The organism is Comamonas odontotermitis (genome assembly GCF_020080045.1).
GTDB classification, from domain to species: domain Bacteria; phylum Pseudomonadota; class Gammaproteobacteria; order Burkholderiales; family Burkholderiaceae_C; genus Comamonas; species Comamonas odontotermitis.
Genome location: NZ_CP083451.1, coordinates 2,650,066 through 2,665,356, shown reverse-complemented (window position 1 = coordinate 2,665,356; position 15,291 = coordinate 2,650,066). Strand labels below are relative to the sequence as shown.

Below are 15,291 nucleotides of genomic sequence, written 5' to 3'. Positions count from 1 at the left end.
TGATAGTTGAAGTTCTATCTGAATCTCAATTTGGATTGCTTTCGTTGATGCATAAGGTGCTGCTGGCAACCACCGAACCCGAGATCGCCGAGAAGACCTGAGCAATGATCCACATGGCCCGGGTGCCCCGAAGATGCCAGCGCTTAGATAGCAAAAGCCCGCAGGGCAACGCCGTGCGGGCCGTTCGGTGCCACAGTGGATCAGGCGGCGACCGTGGTCTGCTGCTGCTCGCCCAGGCCCTCAATCCCCAGGCGCATGGTCTGGCCCGCCTTCAGGTAGACGGGCGTGGGCTTGATGCCCAGGCCGACGCCGGGTGGCGTGCCGGTCGAGATCACATCGCCTGGTTGCAGGCTCATGCACCGGCTGAGGTAGGCGATGATCTGCGCCACGGTGAAGATCATGGTTTTGGTGTTGCCGTTCTGGAAGCGCTTGCCATCCACATCCAGCCACATGGTGAGGTTCTGCGGATTGGGCACTTCGTCACGCGTCACCAGCCAGGGGCCGATGGGGCCGAAGGTGTCGAACCCCTTGCCCTTGTCCCAGGTGCCGCCGCGCTCTATCTGCCATTCGCGTTCGGACACATCATTGATCACGCAGTAACCAGCTACATGGTCGAGCGCCTCGGCCTCGGTGATGTATTTGGCGGGCTTGCCGATCACCACACCCAGTTCCACCTCCCAGTCAGTTTTGGTCGATCCGCGCGGAATCTCGACGTCGTCGTTGGGGCCGCAGATGGCGCTGGTCCATTTGCCAAACACCACGGGCTCGGTGGGAATCGCCGCGCCTGATTCGGCGGCGTGGTCGGCATAGTTCAGGCCGATGCAGATGAATTTGCCCACCCGGCCTACGCAGGGGCCAATGCGGGGCTGGCCGCCGACGGCGGGCAGGGTGGCCGGGTCAATGGCGCGCAGCTTGGCGAGCGCCGTATCGCTCAGGGTGTCGCCGTGGATGTCGGCCACCACGCCAGACAGGTCGCGCAAGGTGTTGCTGGCATCCAGCAATCCGGGTTTTTCCTGGCCCACAGGGCCGTAGCGCAGCAGTTTCATGCAGTCTCCATTATCAAAACAATGTTCTCATAGCCCTTGGGCCGTTTGAGAATGTTCTTTAGTCTATGCAGGGCGGGGTGCGAGGGGTGTCACGCAGCCGCTACCCACTCGTTGTCATTCGTTGCGAGCAGCTGTAGTCAGTTGGCCCAGCCGCCGTCGATCACATGCGCCTGGCCCGTGGTGAAGGCGGCTTCGTCGGAAGCCAGGTAGGCCACCAGCGCCGCGATTTCCTCGGGCTTGCCCACGCGGCCCATGGGCTGGCGCGCGATGAAGGCGGCGCGCACTTCGTCCACCGAGCGGCCTTCGTGCTGCGCCTGCGTGGCAATGCGCTGGGCGAGCGATGGCGAATCGACCGTGCCAGGGCAGATGGCATTGCAGCGCACGCCCTTGGTGCAGTAATCGGCGGCAATCGACTTGGTCATGCCGATGACGGCAGCCTTGGAGGCGCTGTAGGCAAAGCGGTTGGGCACGCCCTTGATGCTGGAGGCAGCCGACGACATGTTGATGATGCTGCCAGCGCCCTTTTGCAGCATGCCGGGCAGAAAGGCACGGATGGTGCGGTACATGGCCTTCACATTCAGGTCGAAGGCAAAGTCCCAGTCGGTTTCGCTGCATTCCAGGATGGAGCCCGCATGTACGAAGCCTGCGCAGTTGAACAGGATGTCGATGGGCCCCAGTTCGGCCGCCAGCGCCTGCACCTGGGCGTTGTCCAGCACGTCAAGCTGCCGTGCATCCAGGCCGGAGCCCGAGAGCGACTGCATGTGGATGTCGGTGGCGATCACGCGCGCGCCTTCGGCGGCCAGCCGCTCGGCACTGGCGCGACCAATGCCCTGGCCAGCTGCGGTCACCAGGGCCACCTTGCCTGCAAGGCGTTGGGAGGGGAGGGTCAAATTACTCATTCTTTCTCATCTTTCCTGTCGATCTTTCCTTGGGGGTTGGCTGTGTTCGGTGGTCAGAAATGGCCATCCTGCACCAGTGAATTGGGGTTTTGCGCAGGTGCAGTTTGCGCAGTTTGCTCCTTATTTCGCAGCATTCCGTACTTGCGCGCCCACATCGCGGTGAGGATCGGCACCAGGATGGCGGTGAGCAGGCAGGCCGTGGCGGTGATGGCGGTGGCCGAATCGGCCATGGGCTTGAGCTCGGGGATCATGTTGCCGATGATCTGCGGATTGGCCACCGCGGCGCCTGCAGTGGACGAAGCTGCCAGCCCTGCCGTGCCGTTGCCGCCGCCGATCACCTTGTCGGCCAGGATCAGCGGCACGCCGGTGATGACGATGACTGCCAGGCCGACGAACACACCGGTGAACCCACTCTTGGCAATCACGCCCAGGTCAATCGAGCAGCCCAGTGCAAAGCCGAAGAACGGAATCAAGGGATGCACACAGCGGCCGAAGAACTCGCGCAGTTCGGCATCGAGGTTGCCCAGCGCAAAACCGATCAGAAACGGCAGCACTGCGCCGACAAAAAGGCGTGGCTCGAAAACGGCCACGCCGGTGGCGCCCAGGATCAGCATGCTGACGAGTGGGCCCGATTCGATGGAGGTGAGCACAAAGGCACCGGCTTCCTCCTGGGTACCGTACTGCTGCATCAGCGCGGCGTACAGGCCGCCATTGGTCATGTCCATGGCTGTCACCAGGGCAAGCACCGAGAGGCCGGTGAACAAACCCGTCTGAATGCCGCCGGGAGGCAGCAGCCGGGTCGCGATCATGGCGACCACCCAGGCGACCAGGATCTTGGTGAGCACCAGGGTGCCCGATTTCTTCAGTACCACGCCAGTGGCCTTGAGGTTGATGGTGGCGCCCATGCAGAAGAACCAGACGGCCAGGATCGGCACCGTGCCCGTCATCAACCCATTGGTGAACGAGCCGAAGTACTTGCCCGCATCGGGCGCAAAGGTGTGGACGCAGGCGCCCAGCAGCAGGGGAATCAGCATGAGCCCGCCGGGCACGCGCTCGATGGCTTTCTTGATGTGCATGTCTCTTTCCTTGCGCCGCGGCAGGCGCTTTTGTTATGTGTGGTTTGTTTGTTGTCAGACAACAAAGTCTTGACGCATGCAGTGTTTCATAGAAATTCCATAAAAAATCATGATGTAAACCCTAGGAATTTTGAAAATAATGAAAAAAATTAGAAAAAAATAGAACATGGTTCCGGAAAATAAATTTGATTTCTATACTTGTCTTATCTCTGTGATGGTGTGGGCCCGAAGATGTCTCAAGGATTGCCCGGCTCTGGGCCATGACTGGTGAGACCCATGGCCGCCATCGATCTGCAAGCAACGCCATCCCGGCGTCATTCACAAAAACAAAAGGAACCCCATGTCTCCAACGGCTGTCCCCTTCAACCCTTTTGATCTGCGTGGCCGTGTGGCCATGGTGACGGGGTGCAACACCGGTATCGGTGCAGGCATTGCGGTGGCGCTGGCGCGCGCGGGGGCCGATATCGTGGGTGTCAATCGCAGTGAGCCGACCGAGACCGCGCTGCAGGTTCGTGCGCTGGGCCGCCGGTTTGTGGCGGTGCGGGCCGATCTGGCATCCACCAGCGCCATCCCGGGCGTGATGGAGCAGGCACTGGCAGACATGGGCCATGTGGATGTGCTGGTGAACAACGCAGGCATCATCCGCCGTGCCGATGCGCTGGATTTCTCCGAGGAAGACTGGGATGCCGTGATGGACACCAACCTCAAGACGCTGTTTTTCCTGTCCCAATCGGTGGCGCGCCACATGCTGGCACGTGGGGTGGAGCAGGGTGGGGCGTGGCGCGGCGGCAAGATCATCAATATTGCGTCGCTGCTGTCCTTTCAGGGCGGCATCCGGGTGCCTTCGTACACGGCGGCCAAGAGTGGGGTGCTGGGTCTCACGCGCCTGCTGGCCAATGAGTGGGCGGCCAAGGGCATCAATGTGAACGCGATTGCTCCGGGCTATATCGAAACCAACAACACCGAGGCGCTGCGCAAGGATGCGGGCCGTACGCGCGAAATACTGCAGCGCATTCCGGCAGGCCGCTGGGGCGCGCCGGAAGACCTGGGCGGCGCGGCCGTGTTCCTGGCCTCATCTGCGGCAGACTATGTGCATGGCCATACGCTGGCTGTCGATGGCGGTTGGCTGGCCCGATAATGGGATCTGTACATCCTCAAAGACATAGACCGCCCCGTTTTGCTGCCCATGACCACCATCCAGGACAAATCCGACACCGTAGCTGCCGTTGAGAAGGCGTTTGCCATTCTGGAGTGCCTGGGCAACAGGCGTGATGTGAGTGTGACCGAGCTGGCCCAGCAGCTGGCGCTGTCCAAATCGTCCGTGCACCGGCTGCTGCAGACGCTCAAGGCCCTGGGTTACGTGGCGCAGGACGGCGAATCGGAGCTGTACCGCGCCACGCTCAAGCTGTTTGAGCTGGGCGGCAAGGCGCTGGAGAATACGGATCTGGTGCGTGAGGCTGATGAAGACATGCGCCGCCTGGGCGAGCTGACACGCGAAACCATCCACCTGGGCGCCCTGGATGAAGACGCCATCATCTACATCCACAAGATCGAATCGGATTTCGGGTTGCGCATGCAATCGCGGATCGGGCGGCGCAAGCCCTTGCACAGCACGGCCATCGGCAAGGTACTGCTGGCCCACATGACGCCCAGCAAGGCGCGGGCGCTGCTGGATTTGCAGCCACTGAAGATTTTCACGCCGCAGACGCTGGACACGGCCGAGGCGGTGATGCAGATCCTGCCGCGCGTGTGGAAGCTCGGCCTTGCCGAAGACAACGAAGAAGCCGAACCCGGTCTGCGCTGCATCGCCGTGCCGGTGTTCGACCGCTTTGGCAAGGTGATTGCGGCGCTGTCGATCTCCTTTCCCACCATGCGCTGCGATGCGAATACGCCAGAGCGCTATACCGCGCTGCTGAAAGCGGCCAGCCAGTCGATCTCGGCCCGGCTGGGCTGGCGGCCAGTGGAGTAAGCCGTAAACCGGGGCCTGGCGCCGGACGCATACCTTCGTCGCACGGACAAGAAAAAACCGCTACTGATTCAGTAGCGGTTTGCGCTTTATGGACGGACATTGAAGCCCGTCCATATGGGTTGGACGGTCAGTTGCCGCGCTGCGTGGTCTGGATCATCTTCATTGCCGAGGTGATCAGGCTGGAGACTTCCGTCATGTTGCTGGGCACGACCAAGGTGGTGGTCGCATCGCTGGCCAACTGGCCATAGGCGGTGACAGCCTGCTCGGCCACCTTCAACTGCACGGCCTGCTCGCCGCCGGGCTGGCGGATGGCGGCGGCAATGCGCTCCAGTGCCTGCGCGGTCGCGTCGGCCACGGCAGTGATCGATGCGGCCTCGCCCTGGGCCTTGTTGATGGCGGCTTGTTTTTCACCTTCGGAGCGGGCAATGAAGGCCTCGCGCTCGCCGGTTGCGATATTGATCTGCTCCTGGCGGCGACCTTCGGAGGCGGCAATCAGCGCACGCTTTTCACGCTCTGCCGTGATCTGCGCCTGCATGGAGCGCAGGATTTCTGCCGGTGGCGTCAGATCCTTGATCTCATAGCGCAGCACCTTCACGCCCCAGTTCAGCGCGGCCTCGTCAATGGCCGAGACCACCTGCGCATTGATCATGTCGCGCTCTTCAAAGGTCTTGTCGAGTTCGAGCTTGCCGATCACGCTACGCAGCGAGGTCTGAGCCAACTGGGTGACGGCCATGATGTAGTTGGACGAGCCGTAGCTGGCGCGCATCGGGTCGGTCACCTGGAAGTACAGGATGCCATCGACCTGCAACTGGGTGTTGTCACGCGTGATGCAGACCTGGCTGGGCACGTCGAGCGGAATTTCCTTCAGGCTGTGCTTGTAGGCGACCTTGTCGACGAACGGGATGATGAAGCGCGGGCCTGGCGCCAGTGTGCCGGCATAGCGGCCCAGGCGTTCCTTGACCCATGCATGCTGCTGGGGCACGATCTTGACGGACATGGCGACAAATATCACCACGATGACAAGGGCAATGATTGCAATTTCCATGTGTTCTCCTCTGGATGGATTCCGGCGGTGACCGCAGTGACTGCGGGCGGCAGTGGCCCGAGGGCCTGTGGGCCTCAATAGGAGCCCGTAGCCCGATTAAAACATGCGTGCCCTGATGCGGCGCCGCAATGACCTGGGTGGGTGAATGCTATTGTTTTGGAGGCAGGGCCGCACCACTGGTGCGCGATGGCGGCCGATCTTCCTGCTTTTGATCGAGACACGCCTGGCCGTGGCGCCGACATGCCCGGGCGGCATCCCTGCCGGTGACACTAGATGGCACTACGCGGCGGCAGGCTCCACCATCAGCCGGTTGCCATCGAGCCGCACAACGCGGTAGTGGCCGCTGGCCGTGGGTTGCGTGCCGTGCTGCAGAACGGCAGTCCACTGCGCGCCGCGGTAGCGCACCTGGGCAGTGCCGTCGGGCTGCCAGTGGTCCACAGTCAATTGCTCGCCAATGTCGAGGTGAATGCTGCGGTCCCCCTGGGTGTTGTGCAGGGCGCCCAGGCGCTTTTGCCGCAGGTAGCACGCGAGGACGGTTGCCGCGCTCACAGCCGCAGCCACCACTACCTGCGTTGTCTCGCCAGCACCTAGGTGCGCGGCAATGGCGGCGGCAGCCAGGCCAATGGCCACCATCAGCAGATACAGTGTGCCGGTCAGCAGCTCGGCAATCACGGCAATACCCGCCATCAGCCACCAGATACTTGAGAGTGCCATTGTCGATTCCTCCTTGTTCGCTCAGACTTGTTGCTGCATTGTGCGATATGTTGATCAATTTTGCGGCAATTGACATTCATTACATAAAACGGAGTTCTAAATTCCGTACACTTCGCGCCTGTTTCTTTTCTTGTCTGTTGTTTGCTCTGTTCATTGTGAGGCACTGCCCATGAAATTTCGCTTTCCCATCGTCATCATCGACGAGGATTTCCGCTCGGAGAACACCTCCGGTCTGAGCATCCGCGACCTCGCCCATGCGATCGAGGAAGAGGGCTTCGAGGTACTGGGCGTGACCAGCTATGGCGATCTCTCGCAGTTCGCACAGCAGCAAAGCCGCGCCAGTGCGTTCATCCTGTCGGTGGATGACGAGGAATTCACGCAGGGCGGCGACGAAGATCTGATCGTGCGCAATGTGCGCGACTTCATCTCCGAAGTGCGCCGCAAGAACCCCGATGTGCCGATCTACATCTATGGCGAGACCAAGACCAGCCGCCACCTGCCTAACGACATCCTGCGCGAGCTGCACGGCTTCATCCACATGTTCGAGGACACGCCCGAGTTCGTGGCCAAGCACATCATCCGTGAAGCCAAGAACTACCTCGAGAGCATCCAGCCGCCGTTCTTCAAGGCGCTGCTCGATTACGCGGAAGACGGCTCCTACAGCTGGCACTGCCCCGGCCACAGCGGCGGCGTGGCTTTCCTCAAGAGCCCCATCGGCCAGATGTACCACCAGTTCTACGGTGAGAACATGCTGCGCGCCGACGTCTGCAACGCGGTGGAAGAGCTGGGCCAACTGCTCGACCACAACGGTGCAATCGGCGAGAGCGAGCGCAATGCCGCACGCATCTTCAACGCCGACCACTGCTTCTTCGTGACCAACGGCACGTCCACCTCCAACAAGATGGTGTGGCACCACACCGTGGCGCCCGGGGATGTGGTGGTGGTGGACCGCAACTGCCACAAGTCCATCCTGCACTCCATCATCATGACGGGGGCGATTCCTGTCTTCCTGAAGCCCACGCGCAACCACTTCGGCATCATCGGCCCGATCCACGAGAGCGAGTTCTCGCCCAAGACCATCGAAGCCAAGATTGCCGCCAATCCGCTGCTCAAGGGCGTGGACCCCAAGAAGGTCAAGCCGCGCGTGCTGACGCTCACGCAGTCCACCTATGACGGCGTGCTCTACAACACCGAAACCATCAAGCAAAAGCTCGATGGCTATGTGGACAACCTGCACTTTGACGAGGCATGGCTGCCGCACGCGGCTTTCCACCCCTTCTATGGCAGCTATCACGCCATGGGCAAGAAGCGCGCGCGCCCCAAGCACTCGGTCGTGTATGCCACGCAGTCGATCCACAAGCTGCTGGCCGGCATCAGCCAGGCATCGCACGTGCTGGTGCAGGACAGCCAGACCCAGAAGCTCGACTTCAACCTGTTCAACGAGGCGTACCTGATGCACACCTCGACCAGTCCGCAGTACAGCATCATCGCCAGCTGCGACGTGGCTGCCGCCATGATGGAGCCGCCCGGCGGCACTGCGCTGGTGGAGGAGTCGATTGTCGAGGCCCTGGATTTCCGCCGCGCGATGCGCAAGGTGGAAGACGAGTTCGGCAAGAACGACTGGTGGTTCAAGGTCTGGGGCCCGCACGAGTTGGCCGAAGAGGGCATGGGCCGCGCCGACGACTGGATCATCAAGGGCAAGAAGAGCAAGAGCGGCAAGGCCAGCTCCAACAGCTGGCACGGCTTTGGCGAGCTGGCCGACGGCTTCAACATGCTCGATCCGATCAAGTCGACCATCGTCACGCCCGGCCTCAACCTGGACGGCAAGTTCGACAAGACCGGCATTCCAGCATCGATCGTGACCAAGTACCTGGCCGAGCACGGCGTGGTGGTCGAGAAGACGGGCCTGTACTCGTTCTTCATCATGTTCACCATCGGCATCACCAAGGGCCGCTGGAACACCATGCTGACCGCGCTGCAGCAGTTCAAGGACGACTACGAGAAGAACCAGCCGATGTGGCGCATCCTTCCCGAGTTCTGCCAGCAGCACAAGGTCTACGAGCGCATGGGCTTGCGTGACCTGTGCCAGCATGTGCATGAGCTCTACGCCAAGTACGACATCGCGCGCCTGACGACCGAGATGTACCTGTCGGAGCTGACGCCTGCGATGAAGCCCTCGGACGCCTACGCGCACATTGCCCGCCGCAAGACGGACCGCGTCGAGATCGACCACCTGGAAGGCCGCGTGACCGTGGGTCTGGTAACGCCATACCCACCGGGCATTCCGCTGTTGATTCCAGGTGAAGTCTTCAACCGCAAGATTGTCGATTACCTCATCTTCGCGCGCGAATTCTCCAAACTCTGCCCCGGCTTCGAGACCGATATCCACGGCCTCGTGGAGCTGGTGGACGACAAGGGCGAAGTGCGCTACTACGCGGACTGCGTGGCGCTGGATGCGGGCGATCAGGCCGTGCAGACGCAGGTGATCTCGGCGCCCGTGGCCGCTGGCAAGAAAACCAGCCCCATGCTGGCAGGCCGTGCGCCCGCCAAATCCGGCAAGATCAAGACGGAAGCGGCCATGAAGAAGGCGCTGAAGGCTGAAAAGCCTGTAGGCGACGCCAGCGTCGGCAAGATCTCGCCTGTGGAGAAGGCTCCGCAGGCCGCTGCCAAGTCCACCAGGGCTGCCAAGGCACCCAAGCCGCGTACGCCCAAGGCCTGACAGGCGCTCGGGTCTCTCGGCTCGAAAGCAAAAAGCAGCACTGCGTTGCTGCTTTTTTTATGGTTGCCGGTACTTGTCGGCGTGGTGAGGCCGGGGAGATGAATCCTGCGGGGTTTCAGCTTGAAAATGAAGTAGAGCGCCTGCCAGTCAAGCGCTTTTAGCGACGCTTTTTGAAGCGTATCAATCACGGGGCAACGGGCGTTGCGTCTTCGCGCACGCGCCAATAGCTGGCAAAGCGCGGCAAGCCGCTGTCGTGCAAGCCCCGGTAGCGGTAGGTGACCCAAGTGCCGGTGACGGGCGGATGCAGGCGGTCCGCATCTTTGAGGCCGCTGCCCAGCCTGAATTCCAGGCCTGTCGTTGTGCGTACCAGCAGGGCGCCGGTCTGGCCTGCGTATTTGCCTTTGCCGGGGATATGGCCGATCACCTGCGCCTCGGCATCGTCCTGCGGTTTGAGTTTGAGTACATCGTCGCCCCGGCCGCTGCGGTACGGGGCACTCGCCTTGTGCAGCATCAGGCCTTCGCCGCCTTCCTTGACGACGCGCGCCATGCGTTTCAGCAAACTGGCTTCGCTGGTTTCCTTCCATTGCGGTGCGGCTTGCACCCAGGGCTGGTTCGCTGCCTTTTCAAACTGTGCGAGTGCTGGGAGGCGCGCACCAAAGGGGCCGGGCGTGGCGGGCGCGTCAAACAGCATGAAGCGGATACGGCGCCATTCGGCATCGGCGGGCACAACCTTGCGTGCGGTGGATTGGGCATCGGCAAAGCGGCCGCGCCCCGCCCACAGCTCGCCTTCCACTGGCGTTGCGGGCCAGCCTGTGGTGAACCAGGCAGGCGGGGCAATACGCTCGCCCTGGCGCGTCCACAATGCAGTTCCGTCCCAGTAGCCACGCACGCCGTCGTACTTTTCGCTCACCCAGTACTGCTGCAGATCCAGACCTCCCGGGTACTTCTGTGCCAGCCACAGGGCGGGTCTGTCGGCGGCCTGTGCAGCGGAGACGATGAGGAGCAGCAAGCCAAACAACCAATAGCGCAATCGGGGTGGAATATGCGTGGGGAGCATGGGGGCCTTTGAATACCGCATGAAAAGAATGGCTGCATGCTAGCGCTCGCCCCCCAATCCAGGCCATGCCGCCCGTCGTTTGGCAACGCCTGCTATAAAAAATGAATGCATTGCGTATGCTGCATAAGGGTTGGTGGCCAAAATGGCTGTTGTTGCCAACCGGCAAACCCTGCGCTTGACCTTCACACCATGGCAATCTTTAGAGTGGCGGACAACGTGATCCAACAAAGATGAGAACGCCATGACCCAAGCAATCCTGAAGAACCCCGCCACGCTGGAGCTGCCCATTGAAGGGATGACTTGCGCATCCTGCGTAGGGCGGGTGGAGCGTGCCCTCCAAGCCGTGCCGGGCGTGCAAAGTGCCTCGGTGAATCTGGCGACCGAGCGTGCCAGCCTGCAGTTGGCTGCCGACGCGCAGGCATCGGCTGTGGGCGGTGATGCCATTGCAGCCATCGCCAAGGCGGGCTATGCCGTGCCTGTGCAGCAGATTGAGCTGGCCGTGGAGGGCATGACCTGCGCGTCCTGCGTCGGCCGGGTCGAGCGTGCCTTGAAGGCCGTGCCAGGCGTGCAAGGCGCCACCGTGAATCTGGCCACCGAGCGGGCATCCATCAAGGCCACGGGCGAAGTGGCGCTGCCAGCTTTGCTGGCGGCGGTGGCCAAGGCAGGTTATGAAGCCCGGCCGATACAGGACGCTACGGCGGCCGCCGATCAGCAAAGCGAGCGCCAGCAGCATGAATTGCAGGCCTTGAAGCGTGACCTGCTCATTGCCACGGCTCTGGCCTTGCCGGTGTTTGTGCTGGAGATGGGTGGGCACCTGATCCCCGGCTTTCACCATTGGGTCAGCCAGTGGCTGCCGCAGCAGGCCAGTTGGCTGCTGCAGTTTGTGCTGACGACGCTGGCGCTGGCGGGGCCTGGGCGGCGCTTTTTCGCCAAGGGCATTCCAGCGTTGTTGCGCGCAGCGCCCGATATGAATTCCCTGGTGGCGGTGGGTACGTCTGCGGCGTATCTCTACTCCGTGGTGGCCACATTTGCGCCGTCGTGGCTGCCGGCGGGCACGGTCAATGTGTATTTCGAGGCGGCAGCGGTCATCATTGCGCTGATCCTGCTGGGCCGCTTCATGGAGGCCAAGGCCAAGGGCAATACCTCTGCGGCCATCAAGCGCCTGGTGCAACTGCAGGCCAAGACTGCGCTGGTGCAGCGCAGTGGTGAGTGGGTGGAGGTGGCGATTGCCGAGGTGCGCCAGGGTGATGCCGTGCAGGTGCGCCCAGGTGAGCGCATTCCCGTCGACGGCGTGGTGACCGCAGGCGACAGCTTTGTGGATGAATCCATGATCAGCGGTGAGCCGGTGCCCGTGCGCAAGGAGGTGGGCGCCGAGGTGGTGGGCGGCACTGTCAACCAGAAGGGCGCGCTGACCCTGGAAGCTACTAAGGTGGGGGCAGGGACGGTGCTGGCGCAGATCATCCGCATGGTGGAGCAGGCGCAGGGCGGCAAGCTGCCGATTCAGGCGGTGGTGGACAAGGTGACCATGTGGTTCGTGCCGGCCGTGATGATTGCCGCCGTGCTCACATTTGCAGTATGGCTGCTGGCAGGGCCCGCGCCTGCGCTCAGTTTTGCCCTGGTCAACGCCGTGGCGGTGCTGATCATTGCCTGCCCGTGTGCCATGGGGCTGGCCACGCCCACTTCCATCATGGTGGCCACGGGCCGCGCTGCGCAGCTGGGCGTGCTGCTGCGCAAGGGCGAAGCCCTGCAACTGCTCAAGGACGCCAAGGTCGTAGCCGTTGACAAGACCGGTACCTTGACCGAAGGCAAGCCTGCCCTGACCGACCTGGTGCTGGCGCCCGGCTTTGAGCGCGCTGCGGTGCTGTCTGCGGTGGCAGCCGTCGAGAGCCAGTCCGAGCACCCGATTGCGCAGGCCATCGTGCAAGCCGCCAAGGCGGAAGGCCTGCAGATGCCGCAACTGGCCGGATTTGAATCGGTGACCGGCTTTGGGGTGCGGGCCCAGGTGGGCGGCGCCCGGGTAGAGGTGGGCGCCGACCGCATGATGGCGCAACTGGGAGCCGATGTCTCGGTATTCGCCGAAGATGCCGCACGTCTGGGTGCCGAAGGCAAGACGCCGCTGTATACGGCCATCAACGGCCAGCTGGCTGCCATGATTGCGGTGGCCGACCCGATCAAACCCACCACGCGGGCGGCCATTGATGGCCTGCATGCCATGGGGCTGAAGGTGGCCATGATCACGGGCGACAACCGCCGCACTGGCGAAGCGATTGCCCGGCAGCTGGGCATTGACGAGGTGGTGGCCGAAGTGCTGCCTGATGGCAAGGTTGACGCCGTCAAGCGCCTGCGGGCCGAGCATGGTGCGCTCGCCTATGTGGGCGACGGCATCAACGACGCCCCTGCGCTGGCCGAGGCCGATGTGGGCGTGGCCATTGGCACGGGCACCGATATCGCCATCGAATCGGCCGATGTGGTGCTGATGGGCGGTGACATGCGCGGTGTGGTCACCGCCATCGGCCTGTCGCGCGCCACGATGCGCAATATCCACCAGAACCTGTTCTGGGCCTTTGCCTACAACGTGGCGCTCATTCCGGTCGCTGCAGGTCTGCTGTACCCGTTCTACGGCACGCTGCTGTCGCCGGTGTTTGCCGCAGGCGCCATGGCCATGTCGAGCGTGTTCGTGCTGGGCAATGCGCTGCGGCTCAAGCGCTACCACTGAGGTTTATAAAAATAATAGCTGTCAGCGGTTGCTGCGTATAAGTTGGCCTCCAATATTGAGGCCCAACTCAAAAAGGGTTAGTGCAATCCCTTTGTTCTGATGTAATACCAGACATGCATGATGCAATTCATCCCATTGCCATTTACTCCGGGCCGCAAGGCCTGGTCGATGTGCGAGTGCAGGGCGATACCGTTTGGCTCAGCCAGGAGCAGATGACCCAGCTTTTTGGCCGCGAGCGCTCGGTAATTACCAAGCATATCCGCAATGTGTTCAAGGAAGGCGAGTTGGCAGAAGAAAGCAATGTGCAAATTTTGCACGTTGCCCATTCCGATAGGCCCGTACGCTTTTACAACCTGGATGTCATCATCTCTGTCGGATACCGGGTCAAATCGCAACAAGGCGTGCAGTTTCGCCAATGGGCCACAGGAGTGCTTCGCGAACACCTCACGCGAGGCTACACCCTCCATCGTCACAGATTGGAAGCAAACGCTGCAGAACTGCACACGGCATTGGAGTTGGTGCGCAAGGCGGCACAGATACCGGAATTGACGGTAGAAACCGGTCGCGGGCTGGTGGATATCGTGACGCGTTACACCCATGCCTTTTTATGGCTGCAACGCTACGACGAAGGCTTGCTTACCGAGCCATTTGCCCAACCGGGCGGTCGGTTGCCAACCGTTGATCAAGCCCGAATGGCACTGGCCGGTCTTAAGGCCGATTTGATGCGACGAGGTGAGGCGACCGAACTGTTTGCAAAAGAGCGGGGAGATGGACTGGGCGCGCTACTGGGCAATCTGGACCAAAGCGTGTTCGGCGAACCCGCTTATCCGAGCATTGAGTCCAAAGCCGCCCATTTGCTGTATTTTGTGATCAAGAACCATCCATTTGCGGACGGTAATAAGCGCAGTGGCGCATTTTTATTTGTCGAGTTCCTGCATCGAAATGGGCGGTTGCTGGATTCTGAGGGCCAGCCTGTGATCAATGACGTTGGTTTGGCGGCCTTGGCGCTTTTGGTGGCCGAATCTCATCCCTCGCAAAAGGACGTGCTGATTCGTCTGATCATGCACATGCTGGCAAAAGGCCGTGGCGATAGATGAATTGTGATCTGTTTTATCGCCGGTAATGGTTTCGAACCGATAGAAAAGCCCCGCAAACGCAACCGTTTGCGGGGCCCTTTTTATCCGGAAAAAGCGGGGGCTGCTTCTTACACCTGGTCGGCCGACAGGCCTGCTGTCTGGCTGAAGCCGCCGTCCACGTAGGTGATCTCGGCGGTCACGCCCGAGGCCAGGTCGCTCAGCAGGAAGGCGGCGACGTTGCCCACGTCTTCAATGGTCACGTTGCGGCGCAGCGGGGCGGCATCGGCCACGCGGCCCAGCAGCTTGCCGAAATCCTTGATGCCGGAGGCAGCCAGCGTCTTGATCGGGCCGGCCGAGATGCCGTTGGCACGGATGGCGCGGCCGTCTTCGGTGCGGCCCACGGCCTCGGCCAGGTAGCGCACCGATGCTTCCAGCGATGCCTTGGCCAGGCCCATGGTGTTGTAGTTGGGGATGGAGCGCAGGGCTCCCAGGTACGACAGGGTCAGCAGCGATGACTTGTCGTTCAGGTAAGGCAGTGCAGCCTTGGCCATGGCGGGAAAGCTGTAGGCGCTGATGTCATGCGCAATGCGGAAGCCTTCGCGCGAGAGGCCGTCGAGGAAGTTGCCGGCAATCGCCTCGCGCGGTGCAAAGCCGATCGAATGCACAAAGCCGTCGAACTTGCCCCAGGCCTCGCCCAGGCCCTTGAACATGGCTTCGATCTGTGCGTCATCGGCCACATCGCAGTCAAAAATCAGGCTGGAGTTGAATTCGGCGGCAAATTCGGTGATGCGGTCCTTGAAACGCTCACCCACATAGCTGAAAGCCAGCTCGGCGCCTTGTTCGTGGCAGGCCTTGGCAATGCCGTAGGCGATGGAGCGGTTGGACAGCACACCCGTGATCAGCAGCTTCTTGCCGGTCAGAAAACCCATTGTTCTTCTCCTGATAAGTACCGATCCAATGCAGACCGGCCAAAA

General features: G+C 61.8%; 12 protein-coding genes. 5 read left to right on the top strand and 7 right to left on the bottom strand.

Features of this window, described 5'->3' with window-relative positions; genetic code table 11:
- Positions 1–200 precede the first annotated feature (200 nt).
- From LAD35_RS12415 to kdgT, 3 genes are all read right to left on the bottom strand, one after another.
- On the bottom strand, positions 201–1,046 hold the full coding sequence (locus tag LAD35_RS12415; RefSeq protein ID WP_224149375.1) for an ureidoglycolate lyase: 846 nt from the start codon (positions 1,044–1,046) through the stop codon (positions 201–203).
- A 137-nt stretch (positions 1,047–1,183) separates the two neighbouring features.
- Positions 1,184–1,945 (bottom strand): SDR family oxidoreductase, encoded by a 762-nt coding sequence (locus LAD35_RS12410; protein ID WP_224149374.1) that lies wholly within the window; start codon positions 1,943–1,945, stop codon positions 1,184–1,186.
- A gap of 53 nt (positions 1,946–1,998) precedes the next feature.
- Positions 1,999–3,021 carry a 2-keto-3-deoxygluconate transporter gene (gene kdgT, locus LAD35_RS12405; protein ID WP_224149373.1) on the bottom strand — a complete coding sequence of 341 codons (1,023 nt, stop codon included), beginning with the start codon at positions 3,019–3,021 and terminating at the stop codon, positions 1,999–2,001.
- A gap of 340 nt (positions 3,022–3,361) precedes the next feature.
- Here kdgT and kduD point away from each other — a divergent pair, with 340 nt between their 5' ends.
- Positions 3,362–4,159 (top strand): 2-dehydro-3-deoxy-D-gluconate 5-dehydrogenase KduD, encoded by a 798-nt coding sequence (gene kduD, locus LAD35_RS12400; RefSeq protein ID WP_224149372.1) that lies wholly within the window; start codon positions 3,362–3,364, stop codon positions 4,157–4,159.
- A gap of 48 nt (positions 4,160–4,207) precedes the next feature.
- Positions 4,208–4,990 (top strand): DNA-binding transcriptional regulator KdgR, encoded by a 783-nt coding sequence (gene kdgR, locus LAD35_RS12395; protein WP_224149371.1) that lies wholly within the window; start codon positions 4,208–4,210, stop codon positions 4,988–4,990.
- A 127-nt stretch (positions 4,991–5,117) separates the two neighbouring features.
- Here the strand turns inward: kdgR and LAD35_RS12390 are convergent, their stop codons facing one another.
- Entirely contained in the window at positions 5,118–6,035 is a 918-nt protein-coding gene (locus tag LAD35_RS12390; protein WP_224149370.1) for an SPFH domain-containing protein, read from the bottom strand.
- A 279-nt stretch (positions 6,036–6,314) separates the two neighbouring features.
- A complete protein-coding gene (locus tag LAD35_RS12385; protein ID WP_224149369.1) occupies positions 6,315–6,749 on the bottom strand; it encodes an NfeD family protein in 435 nt (144 codons plus the stop codon).
- 169 nt (positions 6,750–6,918) lie between these two features.
- Between LAD35_RS12385 and LAD35_RS12380 the strand changes: the two genes are divergently transcribed.
- Positions 6,919–9,468 (top strand): arginine/lysine/ornithine decarboxylase, encoded by a 2,550-nt coding sequence (locus LAD35_RS12380; RefSeq protein ID WP_224149368.1) that lies wholly within the window; start codon positions 6,919–6,921, stop codon positions 9,466–9,468.
- A 184-nt stretch (positions 9,469–9,652) separates the two neighbouring features.
- Here the strand turns inward: LAD35_RS12380 and LAD35_RS12375 are convergent, their stop codons facing one another.
- The gene (locus LAD35_RS12375; protein ID WP_224149367.1) at positions 9,653–10,525 is read right to left on the bottom strand and encodes a DNA ligase; all 873 of its coding nucleotides are present in this window, start codon (positions 10,523–10,525) and stop codon (positions 9,653–9,655) included.
- Between the two features lie 241 nt (positions 10,526–10,766).
- On the opposite strand from LAD35_RS12375, the gene LAD35_RS12370 reads away from it, so the two are divergent.
- Both LAD35_RS12370 and rhuM read left to right on the top strand, forming a co-directional pair.
- On the top strand, positions 10,767–13,241 hold the full coding sequence (locus LAD35_RS12370; protein WP_224149366.1) for a heavy metal translocating P-type ATPase: 2,475 nt from the start codon (positions 10,767–10,769) through the stop codon (positions 13,239–13,241).
- Positions 13,242–13,354: 113 nt separating this feature from the next.
- Positions 13,355–14,338 carry a RhuM family protein gene (rhuM, locus tag LAD35_RS12365; RefSeq protein ID WP_224149365.1) on the top strand — a complete coding sequence of 328 codons (984 nt, stop codon included), beginning with the start codon at positions 13,355–13,357 and terminating at the stop codon, positions 14,336–14,338.
- A gap of 107 nt (positions 14,339–14,445) precedes the next feature.
- Here rhuM and fabI read toward each other — a convergent pair whose 3' ends face one another.
- Positions 14,446–15,246, bottom strand: coding sequence for an enoyl-ACP reductase FabI (gene fabI / locus LAD35_RS12360; protein ID WP_224149364.1), 801 nt, complete (start codon positions 15,244–15,246; stop codon positions 14,446–14,448).
- Positions 15,247–15,291: the final 45 nt, after the last annotated feature.

Excerpts from the sequence above, each read along its gene's own strand:
- LAD35_RS12415 (WP_224149375.1), bottom strand. The coding sequence starts at position 1,046 with ATGAAACTGCTGCGCTACGGCCCTGTGGGCCAGGAAAAACCCGGATTG.
- LAD35_RS12410 (WP_224149374.1), bottom strand. The coding sequence starts at position 1,945 with ATGAGTAATTTGACCCTCCCCTCCCAACGCCTTGCAGGCAAGGTGGCC.
- kdgT (WP_224149373.1), bottom strand. The coding sequence starts at position 3,021 with ATGCACATCAAGAAAGCCATCGAGCGCGTGCCCGGCGGGCTCATGCTG.
- kduD (WP_224149372.1), top strand. The coding sequence starts at position 3,362 with ATGTCTCCAACGGCTGTCCCCTTCAACCCTTTTGATCTGCGTGGCCGT.
- kdgR (WP_224149371.1), top strand. The coding sequence starts at position 4,208 with ATGACCACCATCCAGGACAAATCCGACACCGTAGCTGCCGTTGAGAAG.
- LAD35_RS12390 (WP_224149370.1), bottom strand. The coding sequence starts at position 6,035 with ATGGAAATTGCAATCATTGCCCTTGTCATCGTGGTGATATTTGTCGCC.
- LAD35_RS12385 (WP_224149369.1), bottom strand. The coding sequence starts at position 6,749 with ATGGCACTCTCAAGTATCTGGTGGCTGATGGCGGGTATTGCCGTGATT.
- LAD35_RS12380 (WP_224149368.1), top strand. The coding sequence starts at position 6,919 with ATGAAATTTCGCTTTCCCATCGTCATCATCGACGAGGATTTCCGCTCG.
- LAD35_RS12375 (WP_224149367.1), bottom strand. The coding sequence starts at position 10,525 with ATGCTCCCCACGCATATTCCACCCCGATTGCGCTATTGGTTGTTTGGC.
- LAD35_RS12370 (WP_224149366.1), top strand. The coding sequence starts at position 10,767 with ATGACCCAAGCAATCCTGAAGAACCCCGCCACGCTGGAGCTGCCCATT.
- rhuM (WP_224149365.1), top strand. The coding sequence starts at position 13,355 with ATGCATGATGCAATTCATCCCATTGCCATTTACTCCGGGCCGCAAGGC.
- fabI (WP_224149364.1), bottom strand. The coding sequence starts at position 15,246 with ATGGGTTTTCTGACCGGCAAGAAGCTGCTGATCACGGGTGTGCTGTCC.